This window comes from Pseudomonas sp. GW821-FHT05H12, from assembly GCF_059419385.1.
Genome location: NZ_JBWKRS010000023.1, coordinates 29810 through 47505 on the forward strand (window position 1 = coordinate 29810; position 17696 = coordinate 47505).

Annotated in this window: 18 protein-coding genes; 13 read left to right on the top strand and 5 right to left on the bottom strand. The window is 60.0% G+C overall.

Features of this window, described 5'->3' with window-relative positions; translation table 11 throughout:
- Positions 1-284: 284 nt before the first annotated feature.
- Complete coding sequence (locus AC07SU_RS19760; RefSeq protein WP_494997975.1) at positions 285-701, bottom strand: hypothetical protein; 417 nt, start codon at positions 699-701, stop codon at positions 285-287.
- Positions 698-5263, bottom strand: coding sequence for an RHS repeat-associated core domain-containing protein (locus tag AC07SU_RS19765; RefSeq protein WP_494998023.1), 4566 nt, complete (start codon positions 5261-5263; stop codon positions 698-700). The genes AC07SU_RS19760 and AC07SU_RS19765 overlap by 4 nt, the downstream gene beginning before the upstream one ends.
- A 252-nt stretch (positions 5264-5515) precedes the next feature.
- Between AC07SU_RS19765 and AC07SU_RS19770 the strand changes: the two genes are divergently transcribed.
- Both AC07SU_RS19770 and AC07SU_RS19775 read left to right on the top strand, forming a co-directional pair.
- Positions 5516-8017 (top strand): TonB-dependent siderophore receptor, encoded by a 2502-nt coding sequence (locus tag AC07SU_RS19770; protein ID WP_494997976.1) that lies wholly within the window; start codon positions 5516-5518, stop codon positions 8015-8017.
- A gap of 91 nt (positions 8018-8108) precedes the next feature.
- The gene (locus AC07SU_RS19775) at positions 8109-8438 is read left to right on the top strand and encodes a hypothetical protein (RefSeq protein ID WP_065941186.1); all 330 of its coding nucleotides are present in this window, start codon (positions 8109-8111) and stop codon (positions 8436-8438) included.
- A 13-nt stretch (positions 8439-8451) separates the two neighbouring features.
- Here the strand turns inward: AC07SU_RS19775 and AC07SU_RS19780 are convergent, their stop codons facing one another.
- Positions 8452-9351, bottom strand: a complete 900-nt coding sequence (locus AC07SU_RS19780) for a LysR family transcriptional regulator (protein WP_494997977.1) — start codon at positions 9349-9351, stop codon at positions 8452-8454.
- 107 nt (positions 9352-9458) lie between these two features.
- Here AC07SU_RS19780 and AC07SU_RS19785 point away from each other — a divergent pair, with 107 nt between their 5' ends.
- The 5 genes from AC07SU_RS19785 to AC07SU_RS19805 all read left to right on the top strand — a co-directional run bounded on the left by AC07SU_RS19785 (position 9459) and on the right by AC07SU_RS19805 (position 13013).
- Positions 9459-10514 carry an AbrB family transcriptional regulator gene (locus AC07SU_RS19785; RefSeq protein WP_494997978.1) on the top strand — a complete coding sequence of 352 codons (1056 nt, stop codon included), beginning with the start codon at positions 9459-9461 and terminating at the stop codon, positions 10512-10514.
- 66 nt (positions 10515-10580) lie between these two features.
- Positions 10581-11276, top strand: a complete 696-nt coding sequence (locus AC07SU_RS19790) for a fumarylacetoacetate hydrolase family protein (protein WP_494997979.1) — start codon at positions 10581-10583, stop codon at positions 11274-11276.
- 36 nt (positions 11277-11312) lie between these two features.
- Positions 11313-12221, top strand: a complete 909-nt coding sequence (locus tag AC07SU_RS19795) for a helix-turn-helix transcriptional regulator (protein WP_494997980.1) — start codon at positions 11313-11315, stop codon at positions 12219-12221.
- 80 nt (positions 12222-12301) lie between these two features.
- Positions 12302-12748, top strand: coding sequence for a GNAT family N-acetyltransferase (locus AC07SU_RS19800; protein WP_176997832.1), 447 nt, complete (start codon positions 12302-12304; stop codon positions 12746-12748).
- Between the two features lie 4 nt (positions 12749-12752).
- Positions 12753-13013, top strand: coding sequence for a hypothetical protein (locus tag AC07SU_RS19805; protein ID WP_494997981.1), 261 nt, complete (start codon positions 12753-12755; stop codon positions 13011-13013).
- Positions 13014-13301: 288 nt separating this feature from the next.
- Here AC07SU_RS19805 and AC07SU_RS19810 read toward each other — a convergent pair whose 3' ends face one another.
- Positions 13302-14246 carry a sensor domain-containing diguanylate cyclase gene (locus tag AC07SU_RS19810; RefSeq protein WP_176997830.1) on the bottom strand — a complete coding sequence of 315 codons (945 nt, stop codon included), beginning with the start codon at positions 14244-14246 and terminating at the stop codon, positions 13302-13304.
- A gap of 247 nt (positions 14247-14493) precedes the next feature.
- On the opposite strand from AC07SU_RS19810, the gene AC07SU_RS19815 reads away from it, so the two are divergent.
- Positions 14494-14742 (top strand): DUF1652 domain-containing protein, encoded by a 249-nt coding sequence (locus AC07SU_RS19815; protein WP_176997839.1) that lies wholly within the window; start codon positions 14494-14496, stop codon positions 14740-14742.
- Between the two features lie 3 nt (positions 14743-14745).
- Here AC07SU_RS19815 and AC07SU_RS19820 read toward each other — a convergent pair whose 3' ends face one another.
- Positions 14746-14886, bottom strand: coding sequence for a hypothetical protein (locus AC07SU_RS19820; protein WP_176997829.1), 141 nt, complete (start codon positions 14884-14886; stop codon positions 14746-14748).
- Between the two features lie 224 nt (positions 14887-15110).
- On the opposite strand from AC07SU_RS19820, the gene AC07SU_RS19825 reads away from it, so the two are divergent.
- The 5 genes from AC07SU_RS19825 to AC07SU_RS19845 are packed head-to-tail and all read left to right on the top strand — an operon-like array spanning position 15111 to position 17573.
- Complete coding sequence (locus AC07SU_RS19825) at positions 15111-15422, top strand: YXWGXW repeat-containing protein (RefSeq protein ID WP_176997828.1); 312 nt, start codon at positions 15111-15113, stop codon at positions 15420-15422.
- A 37-nt stretch (positions 15423-15459) separates the two neighbouring features.
- Complete coding sequence (locus AC07SU_RS19830) at positions 15460-16038, top strand: RNA polymerase sigma factor (protein WP_494997982.1); 579 nt, start codon at positions 15460-15462, stop codon at positions 16036-16038.
- Positions 16035-16466 carry a hypothetical protein gene (locus tag AC07SU_RS19835; protein ID WP_494997983.1) on the top strand — a complete coding sequence of 144 codons (432 nt, stop codon included), beginning with the start codon at positions 16035-16037 and terminating at the stop codon, positions 16464-16466. The genes AC07SU_RS19830 and AC07SU_RS19835 overlap by 4 nt, the downstream gene beginning before the upstream one ends.
- Positions 16463-16957 (top strand): periplasmic heavy metal sensor, encoded by a 495-nt coding sequence (locus tag AC07SU_RS19840; protein WP_494997984.1) that lies wholly within the window; start codon positions 16463-16465, stop codon positions 16955-16957. Before AC07SU_RS19835 ends, AC07SU_RS19840 begins: the two co-directional genes overlap by 4 nt.
- Positions 16958-16994: 37 nt before the next feature.
- The gene (locus AC07SU_RS19845) at positions 16995-17573 is read left to right on the top strand and encodes a T3SS effector IpaJ family cysteine protease (RefSeq protein ID WP_178923775.1); all 579 of its coding nucleotides are present in this window, start codon (positions 16995-16997) and stop codon (positions 17571-17573) included.
- Positions 17574-17696 lie beyond the last annotated feature (123 nt).

The window sequence follows — 17696 nt, forward strand, 5'->3', positions numbered from 1 at the left end:
TTTACGTAGGTAACTTAATTCTATTCGCGTTGTGTTCTGTCTTTCTGTTAGATCCAATTGTGAGTGCAGTGCGAGTAGTGCTTGGTAGACAGGTTGTTAACTTGTCAAAAGAGTTCGATGTTTACGTCATCATCGGTTTCGTCGACTCGCCGCCTAGACTGATCATAGCGGAAACTCGCAGTTGGGCCGTTAAGTGGGTACGGTAACACAGCTTGATTTCAACTGGGGATGGATGGCCACATGCAAGGCGTCATTGTTTTTTAGAGGTTGCGTTATTTATGTTTTTATGACAGGTTTGCGAAGTTCAAATCACCTTCAAAAGAAACGCAGGCAATCCAAGCTAGCGAGTCTTGCACGATGTAAGTGTGCTGAGGTAGTTCAGAAAAGATTTTGATTGCTTTTTTTATATATTCAGGGGGGATGAAGTAAGCCTCATCACAGGCCGAATCGCCGATAAAAATCAAGTCGCCATCAGCGACCATCTTAATTTCTTCGGCCAACTGCAAGATTGCCGAATCTGAAGATGTTTGACCGAAATCAATGCTGTTGCTCAATCTGCTCCAAGCTACTTTGTTCACGGAAAATGGTACAGTTTTATTTATTCTTCTAGTGATTGATATTTGTTCGCTCTCGGAGAGGATGTTAAAGGGGATATCATTGCTGTTTAAGTCTTCACTTAATTCTTCGTCGAAGTAACTCATTTTTTTGAAAACCTTTTTGTCAGTTTTAATACTATTTTTGGACTGGCATCAAAAACGAAGTGTGGTCCCTTTTTTTTGTGTGACCAAACATTTATATGGGCGCCGTGACTCTCGTCATGTTCAACCCGGTACCCGGTTTTACCATTGGCTGTCTGCATTCCAACCGGTTCCCCGATACGTGGGCCAAATCTTCCGGGAGTTGGCTTTTCTGCGCGGAAGCCTTTTTCTAGCAGCCACTTCAATGCCTTATTCAGTGCTTGTTCATATGTCGAAGACCGGTTGGGGTCACCAATCTCCGGGGCCTTTTTCCCATGCTTTCGTGTTAACGCTTTGCCTTGCCGAAGTGGGCAATCTCCAGGGATGCAAGCCAATCCCAGCGGATCCACCCACCCCGTAGGATTAGGAACGTACTGGTAAGCATTGATCCCACCCGCCAACTTCACCGGATCCGGCGTCAGGTAACGACCAATATCCGGATTGTAGTAGCGATGCCGGTTGTAGTGCAGCCCGCTTTCCTGATCGAAGTACTGGCCCTGGAAGCGCAGCGGGTTGTCGATTTTTCCGACGTCCAAGCGGCTGATTTCGCCGTAGGCGCGGTAATGCGCGGACCAAACGATTTCGCCGTTGGGGGCGGTGAGTTCTTGTGGGGTGCCCAGATGGTCCAGCTGGTAGTGGTAGGGCTTGGTTTGTTTGGGGCCGAAGCCTTCCAGTAAGGCCAGCGGCCTGAAGCTACCGGGTTCGTAGAGGTAGCTGCGATGACGGTCCTTGTGATGCTCGGCAATCACCTTGTCGCCTTGCCAGAAAAACTCCGTGGTTATGTCATCAACGGTTTTGCTGATCCGCCGCCCAAACGGATCGTAACGGTAACTGGCCGTCTGCCCATTGGGTTGCGTGATACCAATCAGCCGATGCTGGCAGTCGTAGCGGTACTCGGTGACGAGCAGGTGACCTTTGCCACGCCGCTCACGGATCAGATTGCCGAACGCGTCATAGTCGTAATGCCTATCCCCCTGAATCATCAGCCGATTGCCCGCGACGATGTCCGGGCCGGGGCGGTTTTGCATGAGCAGGTTGCCGGCCGGGTCGTGGGCGAAGCGTTCTTGCAAATCCTGGGAGTGGTCGGCGCGGGTGAGGCGGTTCAGTGGGTCGTAGGTGTAGTCGTGCTGGCCCTTGCGGGTGTCGAGCAGGCGGGTGAGGTTGCCGGATTTGTCGTAGGTGTAGTGGCGTGCGTAGAGGTGGTGTTCCTGCTGGGTGACGGTGTGGGCATGCAGGCGTTGTTGGTCGTCGTAGTGGTAGTGGCTAAGGAGCTGGCCTTGTTGGCGTTGGTGTTCCTGGCCGGCTTTGAACAGGTGCGAGGTGAGGATTTCGCCATTGAGTTCGACGGTGGCGAGGTGGCCGCCTTTGGCGTGATTAAAAACAAGACGGTTGTTGTCGGGCAGTCGCAGGTTTTGCAACTGGCCGCAGGCGTCGTAGCCGTAGCGCAAGGTGCCCCAGCCTTGGTGTTCGGCAGTGAGGCGGTTTTGGCTGTCGTACTCGTAGGCCAGCGCCCAGTGGCCGTCCTCGACACCGAGGAGGTTGCCTTGGCGGTCGTAGGTATAGTCGACGGTTTTACCATCGGGGAGGGTTTTTCGTACAAGGCGGCCGGCAGAATCGCGCTCATAGCGGGTGACCAACTGACTGCCGTCATCCCCGTGTTCGGTCTTTTCCTGCAGGTTGCCGTTGAGGTCGTAGACGTAAGCCGTGCGCTGACCGTCAAACCCTATCTCCTGCTGGATCAGGCCGTTTAGGTGGTAATCGAGTTTGTAGGTCTCGCCAACCTCGTTTTCGATCTCAGTCAGCAATAACCGCGCATTGTCGTAGCGATACTTGACCTGGGTGCCGTCGGAATTAATACGACGGCTGATCAGATGCAGCCCATCGGCATATTCGTAGCGGGTAACGCGGCCTAACTCATCCCGCTCAGACGTGATTTTTCCATAAGGGTTGTAGCTGTATTCCCTAAAAGCGCCCCCCGGCAACACCACCCGAACCAACCGCCCCACGCTGTCCCACTGATACTCGGTCAGCGCGCCATGTTCATCCTCCCGCGCCACCTGTCGGCCAAGGTCGTCATAGCGATAACGCTTGATCCCACCCTCCGGCAGATGCTCCTCAAGCAACTGCCCCCGTTCATTCCACACCAGCCGCTGACAACTGTTATCCGGGAACCAAACCCCCGTCAGTTGCCCATATTTGTTGTAGCTGTAGTCGGTGTTGTGGCCCTCAGGATCAATCCTGCGGGTGATATCGCCCCTGTCATTACGCTCATATTTCCAGACCGCCTGACCGCGCCTTACAACCCGTACGAACCCATTGTCATGCTCGTAGGAGGTCGGCTCATCGTCCCCCGGAAACAGCGCCACCAAACGTCCAGCGTCGTCGTACTGATAGGCCGTGATCGCGCCCAGTGGGTCCTGCTCAACCGTCAGCCGGCCTTTGTCATCGTAGGATTTGAAGTGCTCGGCACCGTCCGGATCAACACGCTGCACCAGCCGCGCACGCCCGTCATGCACATAGACTTCCTGGCTGCCATCGGCGTTAAACACCGTGACCTGCCCGTTGTCATCCCAGGCATACCGGGTGTCCATCTGCGAAAAGCTGGCCCAGTGCCGAACACAGCGCGCCGCCTTGCCAGACCTTTCCCACTCCCAGAAGAAACTCGCCCCACCGGCCAACTGGCGTTCAAGAATGACGTGCTGATCGTCGTAGCGATAAACCTCGCTTTCACCGACAGCGTTAGTCGCACACACAAGTCGGCCAAGGTCGTCATAGGCGTAGGAAACGACGGTGTACTCGGTAACCCAGACAAACTCACCCGGCCCTTCAGCCCGGTGAATCTGGTAGTCCACGTCAACGATGCGACCCGACGAGTAGCGCAAAAACAACGACCGCCCCACGCCGTTATCCAACCGCTCAATCCGCCCCCTGAAATCCCGGGAAACACGCAGTCGGTTGTCATACGCATCGCTGATCGCTGTCAGAAAACCATTAACGAAATGGTAGAAACGCGAGCCTTGCGCCAGCACTAACTCATCCGGCAACGTCCCCAGATAAATCGCCGCGTCGGCCAAACTATTGGTAATCGCGGGGCGGGCGGCGGAGGGCAGCGGAAACTCAGTCGAGCGGTTCTCATGATCCGTCCACACCACCGAATCACCCGCAACCACCAGGCGATGCGCCAGTGCATGGCTCCAACCAAACCCCAACCCGCAATCCACTTCCACCGCACTGGTGCGATACAACCGCGTCCACTCAAACGGCAACATCCCATCAAGCGTGCCATCGGTGAGGGTGAGCAATTCCTCGCCCGTAACCATCGACACCGGACAACCGTTAGTGCACGTGGTCGCCGAACAGGTTGCCGCATCGCCGTTCTGGTTCTTCCCCGACGCAGGCACATCATCCACATGCTCTTTCTGCGTCAGCACCGCGTTCTGCCGTGCCCGCCAGCGCATCTGCATCGTGCCTTGCTTCAACCCGCCGACCACGCCGCGAACCGCCACGGCCTTGTAGCGATCCACTGCCTGCATGAACTTCGTCAGAATCGCCAAAAGGCTCTTAACAAAACCCACCGCCGCATCAAGGATCTGCGCGCCGTACTTGACCAGGCGCAACCCCAGGTAAGCCACGCCCGCCGCGGGTAGTGCGATGGTCAACACCGCGCCAATCACCAGGTCAATCAGCAACGACACCGCCAACCCGGCCGCCTTCTCGGCCATCTCGCCGGGTGGCAGCGCGTTGAGCCAGAGCATCGCCGTGCGCAGCATCAGGTACAGCGCCGCCTCGTCACTGGCCAGCAACATGGCTTGTTCCATGACTTTGGGCGTGTCGGTGGCCAATTGCGCCAACTTGGCAGCCTGATCACCGAGTTGCTCGCCGAACTTCAACGGGTCTTCAAGAATCGCCTGGACCAGCTTGATGCTGTCCCACACCTCTTTGATCGCCGCCCAACTGCCAGCCAAAACACCGTTGCCAATGGCGCTGGCGGTCGAGCGCTCCCAGTGCGGCTTAAACCCGGACCATTGCGATCGCAGCCACTGCTCCAGGTCAGCCGTCAGCCCCGCGTAAGAGGCAAACAGCGCCTCCACCTGCTCCTCGGAAACGCTCCCTCGCACCCGCACCTGATAGCGCTTGCCTGCCGCGCAGTGGTGTGAGCCCTTGCCGTGTTCATCGAGCATGACCACGGTGGAGGTGCCGTCATCGAGCCCTATTACCTCAACCGGGATGTTGCCGATCGGCACGTCATACACCGATTCGAACAGGCTCTCGATGTTCAGCTCGCCGCCCAGCGAGCAATGGGTGACGGTCGAAAAATCGGCATCGGACACACTCACCGAGATCTGCGAATCACCCACCCGCAACACCCGCTCCATGCCCAACAGCGAAGGCAAATCAGCGGCATGGCTGGCTGAATCCAACGCCTGCGCGTACCAGGTGCCCATCTGCTGGCGATACTCCGCCAGGCTCTGATGGAAGACATCCAGCTCGTGTTCGATAAAGGCAATGTGGGCGGTGTGTGTCATCCGTGACGTCTCGTCGAAGGGCAAGGCGTCGGAGTCTGCCGCAGCAAAAAGCGGCTGGATGAACGGTTGGAAAAATCAGAATGGGATGACGTAGAGCGGGAAAAAGCCGCGAAAAACTAGCCCGGGGGATTACGCAAAAAGGCGATCCGGCTCATTGCGAAAAGCTGCTCAAATAAAAATGGCTCTCATCCTTGCCCGATTTTCCGACCTGGCCGTCATGGTTAATAGAACCTCTATTACGCAGGATTTCCCATGTCGCGCCTTGCTCGTCCCTTGCATCCACTGGCCCTGTCAGTGGCGTTCGCCTTTGCCGCCGTGCCGTTGCTGTCTGTTCAACCTGCCTTTGCCGAAGAAAGCAGCAGCGCGCTGCGTCGCTTCTCGATTCCTGCGGGTGATCTGAGCCAGGCACTCAACAGCCTGGCCGAGCAGGCCAACCTCGTGCTGGCGTTTGATGCGAGCCTGGCGCGGGGCAAGCACAGCAATGGCTTGAGCGGGCAGTACGACACCGACGCGGCGCTGAACCAGTTGCTCGCCGGCAGTGGCCTGCAGGCGCTGAAGATTTCCGCCGACCGTTACCGCCTGGAGCCGATCCCGGATAACGGCGGGGCCATGGAGTTGCAGGCCACCACCATCAGCGGCGCCTACCAGGCCGAGAGTCCCACCGGGCCGGTGTCCGGTTACGTGGCCACGCGCAGTCTGTCGGGCACCAAGACCGACACCGCGTTGATCGAGACCCCGCAGTCGATCTCGATTGTGACCAAGGACCAGATGCGCGCGCAGAACGCCGAGAGCCTCAACCAGATCCTGCGTTACAGCGCCGCCGTGATACCGGAAACCCGTGGCGCCACGGCGTCGCGCCTGGACCAGCTGACCATCCGTGGCTTTGCCCCGGCCACCTATCTGGATGGCCTGCGCATGCCGTCCAGTCGCGATGCCTTGCCGCAAAAGGACGCGTTTGATCTGGAGCGCGTCGAAGTGCTGCGCGGGCCGGCGTCGGTGCTGTACGGGCAGGGCACGCCGAGCGGTGTGATCAATATGGTCACCAAGCGCCCGCTGGATACGCCGTTTCATGAAGTCGGCGTGGAATATGGCACCTTCAACAAGAAGCGCACCACCTTCGACTTGAGCGGGCCGATTGATGATCAGGGCGTTTACTCCTACCGCGTCGCCGGGCTTTTCGACGATGCCGATGGGCAAGTGGAACACACCGAGACCCGCCGTCAGTCGCTGTCCACCGCATTCACCTGGCGCCCGGACGAGGCGACGTCGCTCACGTTGCTCGGGCACTTTCAGAAGGACCCCAAGGGCGCGTCCTACGGTTCGGTGCCGGCCTGGGGATCGGTGTTGCACAGCCCGACCGGGCGCAGCATCGACGTGGATTTCTATGACGGCGAGAAGAACTTCGAGAAGAGCAACCGTGAGTATTACTCCATCGGTTACGCCTTCGAGCATCACTTCGATGATGTGTGGACCGTACGCCAGAACGCGCGTTACCTGCGCAGCGAGGGCCAGTACCGCAGCCTCTACAACAACTACCTGATGGCGGATTACCGCACCATCCGACGCTCGACCATTGCCGCTGACGTCGACATGGACGCCTACACCCTCGATAACCAGCTGCAAGCCAAATTCGACACCGGCTCGCTGCAGCACACGCTGCTGATGGGGCTCGACTACCAGAACACCAGCACCGACACCAAGCAGGGCTCCGGCGTGTACACCGCGGGCCCGACCCTGGATATTTTCAATCCGGTGTACGGCGCGGCGGTTCCGGTGCCTGCGTATACCACCGACGGCACGTCGCGCAGCGAGCAGACCGGCGTGTACCTGCAAGAGCAGATGAAGTGGGACAAGTGGGTGCTGCTGCTGGGGGGCCGCTATGACTGGGCCAGCACCGACAACAGCACCCAGACCCTCAGCTCCGGCGCCAAGGCCAAATCCTCCCTGGACAGCAAGGCCTTTACCGGCCGCGTGGGGCTGGTCTACCTGTTCGATAACGGCCTGGCGCCTTACGCCAGCTATTCGGAATCGTTCCAGCCGCAATCGGGTACGGGGTATGGCGGTTCGGTGTTCAAACCCACCGAAGGCAAGCAGTATGAAGTGGGCATCAAGTACCAGCCGCCGGGCAGCAACAGTTTTATCACCGCCGCGATCTTCGACCTGCGCCAGACCAACGTGCTCACCACCGACCCGGACCCGACGCACCTGTGCGGCACCGGCCGCTGCCAAAGCCAGGATGGCGAAGTGCAGTCCCGTGGCTTTGAGCTTGAAGGCAAGGCCAGCCTCAACGACAACCTGGACATCACCGCGGCCTACGCCTACCTGGACAACCGCATCAGCAAGTCCAACAGCACCGTGCGTTATGCGCCGATCGGCGATGTGGGCGTAGGCCCCGCCATCGCCGCCGAGGGCACCACCACCTATGGCGTGCCGCGCCATACCGCGTCGGCGTGGGCGGACTACACCTTCCATGACGGCAGCCTGAAAGGCTTTGGTGCCGGCGCCGGTGCGCGGTATGTCGGGTCGTCCTGGGGCGATACCGCCAACACCCTGAAGGTGCCGGGCTACACCCTGTTCGACGCGGCGGTGCATTACGACATCCCGAACATCACCAGTCTCAAGGACAACCTGCGCCTGGCATTGAATGCCACCAACCTGGCCAATAAAGAGTACGTGGCCTCGTGCTACTCGTACTCGTGGTGTTGGTACGGCTCGCAGCGCACCGTGCAGGCGAGTGCGACCTATCAGTGGTAAAAATGCGCTGATAAGGCAATTTAATGGCCCCTTTGTAACAAAATCCTCGCCAGAATCGCTTTTATTTTCAGGTGGTTAGGTGGGGATGCAAATGCGCACTGTTGGAATCATGCTGATCGCCTGCTCCCTGGCAGGCGGCGCGGCTGCCGTGCAGGCACGGGAGCTGCGCGAGGGTGACAAGTACATGTGCAGTTGGGGCGCTGGCACCGCCGCCAGGGCCCAGGAACTCAAGCTGTCGGGCGTGTCGCTGTATGCCGCGCGGCAGAAGATCCAGACCATCAAGTTCAGCAAATCGTGGATGCGCATGATGGCCATGGGCATCACCGAGCAGACCTACGACAGCCGTTCCCGGCTGAAACCCGAGGCAATCCGCCAGAGTTTTTACCAGGATTGCGTACGCTACAAAGTGGCGCGCAAGTGATGGCCTGACTGGCTCAGCGTGACAGCGGTGAGCCGGCATCTTCCTGGAAAAATACCTTGGCGGTGTCGATAAAGCGCCGATTGGCTTGTGACAGGTATTCGTTGGCGCGCCAGCACAGGTTGAAGTGCATAAATTGCGCAGGCGCAAAAGACACCCCCACCAACCCTGGCTCCTGCTCCTGAACGGAACGCAGCAGGGTAGAAGCCCCCATCCCGCTGCGCGTGGCCGCTATCACCAGTGGTACGAAGTTGCTTTCCAGGGCGATGTTGAGCTGCACCCGTGCGGTACTGCAAAAAGTATCCAGCAGGTGACGTTGCAGGAAGGTGTTGTCGAACACCAGCAACGGTTCGTCGTGCAGGCGGTCTGCTGACAGCGATACCGCTCCCGCCAAAGGATGATGCTCGTTCACGCACAGCACCATCTCATCGCTGCCCAGCAGCACCGACTCCCAGCCAGGTTCCACGCGTCGCGACTCGAGCAACGCGACATCAATCGCCCGTGTCGCGAGGCGTGCGCTGATGTCATCGGCACTGCCTTCGACCACGTGCATGGCAATGCCGGGGTAGCGGGCACGAAATTGCATCAACAGTTCCGGAATATGGCGGATGCCATACATCGGTGGCACACCGACGCGGATTTCGCCGCTGTGCAGTTGGGTCAGGTCCTGCAGTTCGCGGCGTGCGCCGGCCAAACCCTCCAGGCACGCTTCGGCGCGGGCCAGAAACAGCTGGCCCTCGGCCGTCACGCTGATCTGGCGTGTGGCCCGGTTGAACAAGGCCACCCCCAGCTCATCTTCCAGGCGGCTGACCGCCATGCTCAATGCCGGCTGCGCCACATGCAGGGCCTGCGCGGCTTTGGTGAAGCTGCCTTGGCGGGCGATTTCGACGCAGTATTCCAGGGCTCTGAGGTTCATTCCGGCTCACATAACAAAGAGTGATGAACAGCTTCACAAATGGATATTTTTTGTGATGCGCGGCAGTCTATAACCTGTCGGCATTCTTCTCCATGCCGGATTTCATCATGCCCCTCTACCTTCGCTGTTACTGGCTCGCCACCCTTACTGTTGGCGCCTTGGGCGGTAGCCTTGCCCAATGGGCGGGATGGCCTTTGCCTTGGGTTATTGGCTCATTGCTCGCGGTGTTGCTGACCCGCTGCGCGGGCAGCCGGGTGCCGGAAATTCCCCACGGGCGCAAAGCCGGGCAGTTGATCGTGGCCGTGGCCATCGGCTGCCATTTCACCGTGCCGGTGATGCAGCAGGTGGCGGGGCATTTGGGGCTGATCGTAACAGCAGTACTGCTGACGCTGGTGTTGGCCCTGGGTTCGGTGCTGTTCTTGCACCGATGGGGCGTTGCCTTGAACACGGCGTTCTTCGCGCTGATGCCGGCCAACTCCACCGAGATGGTGCACCTGGGACGGCAGCGTCAGGCGGACACCAGTTTTATCGCGGCGGCCCACAGCGTCCGGTTGCTGCTGATCCTGTTGGCAGTGCCAGCGGTGGCTACCTTTGGCGTGTCCCATTCTGTGGCGCACGAGCCGTTGCCGGTCATCTGGCCTTGGCTGATCTTTATCCTGGCAATGGGCTTTCTCGCCGCACTGGCCTTCAAGCGCTGCAACCTTCCCAATCCCTGGACCTTCGGGCCGTTCCTGATCTGTGCGGTGGGGGTGGGGTGCAACCATTTGTCGATGAGCATGCCAGGCTGGCTCAGCGGGTGCGGGCAATTGCTGATCGGATGTGCACTGGGTGTTGCGTTCGACCGCGGTTTTTTCCGCCGTGCACCGGGTTTTCTGGCCAAGGTGCTGGTGCTCTTGGCGGGCTCAGTGATTGCCACTGCGCTGGCTGCGTGGGGGCTGGGTGCTGGATTGGGCATGCCGTGGCTGTCGCTGGCCCTGGGCATGATGCCCGGCAGTGCCCCGGAAATGAGCCTCACTGCCGAAGCCTTGGGGTTGGCGGTCACATTGGTCACGGCCATGCAGGTTATCCGTATGCTGTTGATCCAGGCTGCGTGCCTGCCGCTGTATCGCCTGCTGGACCGAGCGCTGCACGAGCAAGCACCGGCCAGTACAAAATCTGCGTAAGCCTGTCCAACTTTGCCCTCGTACCCCTCGCCATACTGGCGCCAGGTAAACGAAGAGGCACAGGCCATGACTGACTACGTATTCACCCCCGCGCACATTCCCTCCCTTGCCATCCAGGGCAGCGACGCACGTTTCCCGCTGCGCCGGGTGTTTTGTGTGGGGCGCAACTACAGCGAGCACGCCCGGGAAATGGGGCATGACCCAGACCGCGAGCCGCCGTTTTTCTTTATGAAGCCAGCGGATGCCGTCGTGCCCGCCGAAGGGGTGATCGCTTACCCGCCGCTGACCGCCGACCTGCACCATGAAGTGGAACTGGTGGTGGCCATCGGCAAGGGTGGGGTGGATATCAGCCCTGAAGAGGCGTTGTCGCATATCTGGGGGTATGGTGTTGGCATCGACCTGACCCGTCGCGACCTGCAAGCCCAGGCGAAAAAACTCTCCCGTCCGTGGGATTGGGCCAAGGCGTTTGATGAGTCGGCGCCGACCACCGCCTTGCGGCCCGTGAGTGCCATCGGCCATCCCTCCACGGGGAAAATCTGGCTCAAGGTCAACGGCGAACAACGCCAAGTGGGTGACTTGGCCGACCTGATTTGGTCCGTCAGCGAAGTGATCAGCCACGCGTCCAAATCCGTGGCGCTCAAGGCGGGCGACCTGATTTTCACCGGTACGCCCGCAGGTGTGGGTGCCGTGCAGCCGGGGGATGTGCTCACGGCCGGCATCGACGGCATTGGCGAGTTGAGTTTCACCCTTAGCCAGGGTTGAGGCTAAAGTGGTGCCCAGGCCACCCGAGAGACTGTTATGCCAGGCACCCGCGTCACCACCTATGGCATGGAACAACGCAGCGACCGCCCCGACTTCTATATCCGCGACAAACGCGGGCGGGCGGCGCTGACTAGCCCCCATCGCCACGAGTATTTCCAGATCCAGATCAACCTCGGCGGCGACACCGTGCAGCATATCGGCGGCGCGGTGCGGCCGTTTCCGCACAAGGCCCTGGCGTTCATCCTGCCCCATCGCCTGCACGTGATCCCCCATCCCGAGGATGGCGAGTTCATGCTGATCAACTTCAGCCAGGCGTTTTTCCTGCCCCAGCTGACGTGCGACCCACTGGACCTGGAAGACATCCCCATCGGCCAGGCGCCAGAACTGGCACCGTTTCGCTTCCAGGAACAGCTGGACTTCATCCTCGACGACGCGGCCTTCGAAGAAGTGCGAACCTGGCTCACCCAGATGCGTGCCCTCGACGCCCACCGCACCTTCGGCGCGCGCGAGCGCCTCAAGGGCTACCTGTTCCAGCTGATCGGCCTGGTGTGCCAGGCCTACGCCGAGCCGCTGCAGGCATTTGCCGCCAGCAACGCCACCCGGCGCGGGCGCAAGGACGCACTGGCACGGGTGCAGGGGTATATCCGCGAGCACCTGCACGAACCCACCCTCAACCTGACAGACACCGCCGCTGCGGCTTTCCTGTCGCCCAATTACCTCACTCACTTGTTGCGCAAGGAGACCGGCAGACCGTTCTCCCAACTGGTGCTCGACCGTCGCATGCAACTGGCGCGTACCTTGTTGCTCAACAGCGCGCAATTGATCGGCGTTATCGCCCAACGCTGTGGCTTCACCGATGAGGCGTACTTTTCCCGCTGTTTCCGCAAGGCACACGGCTTGGCGCCGGGGCAATTCCGCCGCCAGCAGCACACTGAATCCCTGTAATCGCGCGCTTTTTACAAAACCACGACAATGCATATGTTTCTATTTGCATACAATCGCGTGCTTCAACGGAGGAAGCGCCCATGAATACGCGGATACGGCAGGCGACACCGCAGGACATCGACACATTGTTTGCGATTCGTACCTCGGTGGTGCAGAACCACCTGAGCCGGGAACAAATGGCCGAATTGGGCATTACCCCGGATGGGCTGGCGGACAGCATCCGTGAAGCGCCCTGTGTGTGGATCGCCGAGGTCAATGGCGAGCCTGCCGGGTTTTCCATGGTCGACCTGGACGGTGGCGAAGTGTTTGCGATGTTCGTGCGGCCGGCCTATGAGAACCAAGGGCTCGGCCGCCAATTGATGACGGTTGCCGAGGCCGCCTTGTTTGAACGCCATGACACGTTGTTCCTGGTCACCGACGGGCGTGATGAAATCCGCGCCAACGGGTTTTACCAACGCCTCGGTTGGTCGGTGGTGGATCAGGTTGACGGCGACGACGTTCGTTACCAGAAGAGCAGGGCGCTGTAGTGCCATGAACCCACCTGAAGACCCGTCCTCCAACAGCTTTCGCTACTTTGTGATCGGGGTGCTGTGCGTCGCGGTTTTGCTGGGCTTCTACTTTGTACGGCTCAATGCGCGGGTTGACCAGGAGCGGGAGGAAGCCGCCGAACGCCTGGCCCTTTGCCAACACATCCAAAGCATGGCCCGTGCGGCTTTGCCGGCCAACCTCCAGCCGCCCGAGGCGTGCAAGCAACTTAAGGCGCGTGAGTCCGGAAGTGTTGCGCCGTTATAATCAATAACCTTATTTATACAGCGGATATATACCGACGAAGTGTCAGGTAATAGTCGCGCTACTTGCACCAAAAAGTGGCACAAGTGCGCCGCGCTACCTTAAAAAAGGTCAGGTTATTGAATGACTTACGCGACTTTTAATCCGACGAAAGGATTAAAATAATCTTGTTACAGCTTTTTACAATCGGTACTATAGCCGGGCGTTCACCTCCCACGGTTTATGCATTTTTAAATCCCAAGTTTCCATCAGCTACTTGGGATTTTTTTTGCCTGCGATTTGACTCAAACGTCAAACTTCAACGTCGGCGAACTCTGCACGCATGCGGCCGTTGCGCTTGGCCTGGTACAGCAACTTGTCCACCTCCTCGACAAACCCCAGCATGGCGCTGTCGGGCGTGACGAGGTGGGTGCCCACGCCCAGGCTCAGGGTCAGCAGTTTCGACACCGGTGAAAAACCGTGCTCGATCTGCTGCTGGCAGATCAGGTGCAGGCAGCGTTGCGCGACCTGTCTGGCCGAGGCGGCATCGGTCTCCGGCAGCAACCACACAAACTCCTCGCCGCCGATGCGCGCAATGAAGTCCCGTGGCCGGTTGGCCGCCAGCGATAAGGTGCGCGCCACCTGGCGCAGGCACTCATCGCCTTTGATATGGCCGTAGTGGTCGTTGTACTGCTTGAAAAAATCGATATCCAGGATGATCAACGACAACGGCAACTGGCTGCGCTGGGCGCTGGCCCACTCGCGTTCCAAGACCATGTCGAACATGCGTCGGTTGGCGATACCGGTCAGGCCGTCCTGGTAGGAATATTCCTCAAGCTGCTTTTGCAGGCGGATCAGGTGCTCTTCGGTCTTCTTGCGCTCGCTGATATCGAACATGAAGCCAATCAGCGCTTCGACTTCGCCGTCCTTGCGCACCACGTGCACCACGTCGCGAATCCACACGTAGTCGCCGTTCACTGTGAGCGCCCGGTAGTCGGCCTCGTGGTCCACGCCGGCGCGGGACTGCGACACGCAGAAGTTCACCACGTATTCGCGGTCATCGGGGTGCATGCGTTCGACCCAGTCATCCACGCTGACCCAGCTTTGCGGGGTCCAGCCCAGCAGTGTCTCGATCTGCGGGCCAATGTAGCTGAAGGTCATGGTCTGCCAGTCGATGCGCCAGGGAATGGCTTTAGTCGACTCCAGCAGGGTTTTGTAGACGTCACTGTCGGGCTGGCTCGGTGGGGCGATGCTCATAGGTGGGCTGCTCGAAGTAGGGGCGAAATGCCATGAGCGTCTTTTGAACCGGCCCGTGAGTCAAGCCTTCGCCAGCGCACCGGACGAGAGGTCGAGTGCCGGGTTCCTGGCGCCAACGCACCAGCGTTTACGGGGCAAAATGCGCGGTAGCTAACACTTTTGCATTAATTGTTACGCCAGGGTCGCAAGCTCATCTACTCTGGTTCCATCACACCGACAGGGCAGGGCCCAGGGACGGGGGCTTATGATGATTTCGATCACTGAATTCAGTCGCATCATGGCGTCAGGCTTCTTGCCGCTGTCCTGTGATTGCAGCCTCAACAGCGACGGTTCACTGCGCATCAGCGTGTTCGAGCCGCAGACCGGGCGCGTCGAGCTGCTGCTGACCCGCGTCTCGCCCGAAGGCCTGGACAGCATCCGTTCCATCTCAAACCTGATTGGCGAGCTGCGCACCGAGATCAAGGCCGGGCGCCGCGGGTTTGCAGCCGTCGGCTAAGCGTCATGACACGGCGGTGTCGGCCTGGGTCGAGACCGCGCCGTAGTAGCGCCAGCAGCAATGCCGATGTTCCGGCAGGATCACACAGCCGCTCAGGCTTACGATCAGCAGGGCGGCAACCAGCATGGATAGGCGACGGGACATGATGTTTCCTCTTGGTGTGTTCGGCGTTACAGGTTGAACGCCGCCACCCTGGAATATCCGTCGCAATGCTTTCAAACATTTCATCAAGCCCCTTCATCCCCTGAGCAATACTCCTCTTACGCACGGCGTGAAAAAAATCTGCGGAGTTCGCGACGGATTCTTCCCGTACCTGGCGTTCAACCCATCAGCAGCGTGCACTTTCGCTCGCCGTATGAGGAGTTGCCATGAAACCACTGGCCAAATTGCGCCTTGTCTTGCTTGCCCCGCTGGCGCTCGCCGCGTTTGTCAGCACCCCGACGTTTGCCCAGACCGAAGTCATCATTCGCCAGGCCCCACCGGCCGAGCGCGTTGAAGTGATACCCGCCGAACGCCCCGGCTACGCCTGGGACCGTGGACACTGGCGCTGGGAAGGCGGTGCCTATGCGTGGGTGCCAGGACACTGGCAGCCGGTGATGCGCAATGCGCGCTGGGAGCCGGGCCATTGGGAATCCCATGGGCCGAACTGGTACTGGCGCGAAGGGCATTGGATCCGCTGAACCCTGAAACTTAGCCTCCGGACCGAGTATTACCCGATTGAAAGACACTGATCCGGACGTTGAGCTACTGGCACGTATCGGCAACAACGAACCTGCGGCCGTCAACGAGATGGTGACGCGCAAGCTGCCGCGTCTGCTGGCGCTCGCCGGTCGGATCCTGGGCGATGCCGACGAGGCCAAGGACGTGGCCCAGGAAAGCTTCTTGCGCATCTGGCGCCACGCGGCGAACTGGCGTCCTGGTGAAGCGCGGTTTGACACCTGGCTGCACCGGGTGGCGCTGAACCTGTGCCACGACCGCTTGCGTCGTCGCAAAGAGCGCCCGTTGGACGAGGACGAAGTGCTGGAGCTGGCGGACAGCGCACCGTCCCTTGATGAGCAGTTGGAAACCGCCGACCGCAGTGCGAGGATGGCCGCCGCGTTGGCGACCTTGCCCGAGCGCCAGCGCGAAGCCATTGTGCTGCAGTATTACCAGGAGCTGTCGAACATCGACGCCGCGGCCCTGATGAATATTAGCGTCGAGGCACTGGAGAGCCTGCTGTCGCGGGCCCGACGCCAGTTGCGCAATCAACTTGCCGACACACCAGGGCTTGCCCGCCCAGGAAGGGAAAAACCATGACGCCCGAACGATTTGCTCATCTGGCTGATGCCTACGGGGCCAGCCTGCACCGCTGGCCCATCGCCGAACAAGCCGCCGCCCAGGCGCTGCTCGATAACGGCAACGCCAGCGCCCGCGAGGCGTTGCGCGAGGCCAGTTGGCTGGATACCCGATTGGACAGCCATCAGTTGGCGTTCGCCGACCCTGCGCTGGCCCGACAGATTCGCCAGTCGGCGCCGCGCCGGGCGTCATTCTGGTCGCGCTACGCCAGTTGGTTGTCACCTGCCGGCCTGGTGGGGGTGGGCATCGCCGGCATCGCGGCCGGGGTATTGGTGGCGTCGCTGAGCGTGCCGCTGCCGATGTCGTCATCCGAAGTGCTGCCCAGCGTCTTCGATCAGGGCGACGCCGACGTCGTCTTTACCGTCAACGCCGAGGAAACCGAGCAATGACCCCCAAATCCCTCAAGCCGTGGTTGGTCGTCTCGGTGTTGCTCAATGTGTTTTTGATCGGCGGCGTCGGCGGTGGCCTATACCACTGGACGACAGCGGCCAAACCCGCCGAAGCGGTGGTCAACCAGCATGGCCTGCGCCAGGCGATGATCAAGTTGCCGCCCGAGCGGCGCAAGGAACTGCGCCAACTGCTGCGCCAGAACCGTGCCGACAGCCAGCCGCTGATCATGGCCGGCCGCGAGGCACGCCTTGGCGTGATCAAACAGCTGGAATCGCCGAGCCTGGACCGCGACGCGCTGGTGACCGAGCTGGCCAAAGCGCGCGAGGCCGATACGTCGCTCAGGGCATTGGTGGACGGCACCCTGGCGCAATTTGCGAGCAACTTGCCCCAGGACGAGCGACAGAAACTGGTCGAGGCGCTGTACCAGCGCGGACAGGTCAAGGCTAAAGAAAAATTCATCCAGACAGCGGGGAATAAACCCCGTTCTTGAGCTGTTAAGCCCGCATAACCTCTATGGAAGTGTGCTTATGCCGGCTGCGAAAAAGAAACAGGCTTTTGATTTTTCCTGTGGGGCTGCGTCGTTGTTGTGCGCGGCAGTGGAGCTGGAGGCAACCTTGCCCGGTGGCATGACCGCAACCGATGCGTTGCGCACCAACATGTGTGAAGTGGAACTCTACAAGTTCACCTCCGGCGCGCTGACCGGCGGGGTGGTCAAACCCTTCGATCCCACCAAGGCCGGCTACTCCTATCCCCACAGTGTGGCGTTGGCGGCGCGGACGTTGGGGTTGAACGTGACCATCTACATGGAAGGCTTTCTGGCCAGCGCCTTGGCCACCTTGTACCCCAAGTGCGAAGAGCTTTGCGTGAAGGCGGGCTTTCCCGTGATCCACGGCGCACCGCCGCCGATGGCCGCAAATCGCCGAGCGTTGTGTGTGGTCACCACCTTTGTAGTGGGGCTGCACTACGTGATGCTGCGCCCGGGCGGAGACTTCATGGACCCGGCCGATGGCGACAACCACGATAACTTCAAGACGATGAACACCTGGTCGAAGGTGTACTCGCAAACGGGGATTACCTTGGTGCTGGAGAAGGAAGTGGAGGTTTAGGGCGCTCTTCAAGCCCGCTCCCACAGGGGGTTAGCGGTGTACCCAATGTCCCGGCCGGACACCGATCAAAATGTAGGAGCTGGCTTGCCTGCGAAAGCGGAGGGCCAGCTGGCATTTGAATCG

Excerpts from the sequence above, each read along its gene's own strand:
- AC07SU_RS19760 (WP_494997975.1), bottom strand. The coding sequence starts at position 701 with ATGAGTTACTTCGACGAAGAATTAAGTGAAGACTTAAACAGCAATGAT.
- AC07SU_RS19765 (WP_494998023.1), bottom strand. The coding sequence starts at position 5,263 with ATGACACACACCGCCCACATTGCCTTTATCGAACACGAGCTGGATGTC.
- AC07SU_RS19770 (WP_494997976.1), top strand. The coding sequence starts at position 5,516 with ATGTCGCGCCTTGCTCGTCCCTTGCATCCACTGGCCCTGTCAGTGGCG.
- AC07SU_RS19775 (WP_065941186.1), top strand. The coding sequence starts at position 8,109 with ATGCGCACTGTTGGAATCATGCTGATCGCCTGCTCCCTGGCAGGCGGC.
- AC07SU_RS19780 (WP_494997977.1), bottom strand. The coding sequence starts at position 9,351 with ATGAACCTCAGAGCCCTGGAATACTGCGTCGAAATCGCCCGCCAAGGC.
- AC07SU_RS19785 (WP_494997978.1), top strand. The coding sequence starts at position 9,459 with ATGCCCCTCTACCTTCGCTGTTACTGGCTCGCCACCCTTACTGTTGGC.
- AC07SU_RS19790 (WP_494997979.1), top strand. The coding sequence starts at position 10,581 with ATGACTGACTACGTATTCACCCCCGCGCACATTCCCTCCCTTGCCATC.
- AC07SU_RS19795 (WP_494997980.1), top strand. The coding sequence starts at position 11,313 with ATGCCAGGCACCCGCGTCACCACCTATGGCATGGAACAACGCAGCGAC.
- AC07SU_RS19800 (WP_176997832.1), top strand. The coding sequence starts at position 12,302 with ATGAATACGCGGATACGGCAGGCGACACCGCAGGACATCGACACATTG.
- AC07SU_RS19805 (WP_494997981.1), top strand. The coding sequence starts at position 12,753 with ATGAACCCACCTGAAGACCCGTCCTCCAACAGCTTTCGCTACTTTGTG.
- AC07SU_RS19810 (WP_176997830.1), bottom strand. The coding sequence starts at position 14,246 with ATGAGCATCGCCCCACCGAGCCAGCCCGACAGTGACGTCTACAAAACC.
- AC07SU_RS19815 (WP_176997839.1), top strand. The coding sequence starts at position 14,494 with ATGATTTCGATCACTGAATTCAGTCGCATCATGGCGTCAGGCTTCTTG.
- AC07SU_RS19820 (WP_176997829.1), bottom strand. The coding sequence starts at position 14,886 with ATGTCCCGTCGCCTATCCATGCTGGTTGCCGCCCTGCTGATCGTAAGC.
- AC07SU_RS19825 (WP_176997828.1), top strand. The coding sequence starts at position 15,111 with ATGAAACCACTGGCCAAATTGCGCCTTGTCTTGCTTGCCCCGCTGGCG.
- AC07SU_RS19835 (WP_494997983.1), top strand. The coding sequence starts at position 16,035 with ATGACGCCCGAACGATTTGCTCATCTGGCTGATGCCTACGGGGCCAGC.
- AC07SU_RS19840 (WP_494997984.1), top strand. The coding sequence starts at position 16,463 with ATGACCCCCAAATCCCTCAAGCCGTGGTTGGTCGTCTCGGTGTTGCTC.
- AC07SU_RS19845 (WP_178923775.1), top strand. The coding sequence starts at position 16,995 with ATGCCGGCTGCGAAAAAGAAACAGGCTTTTGATTTTTCCTGTGGGGCT.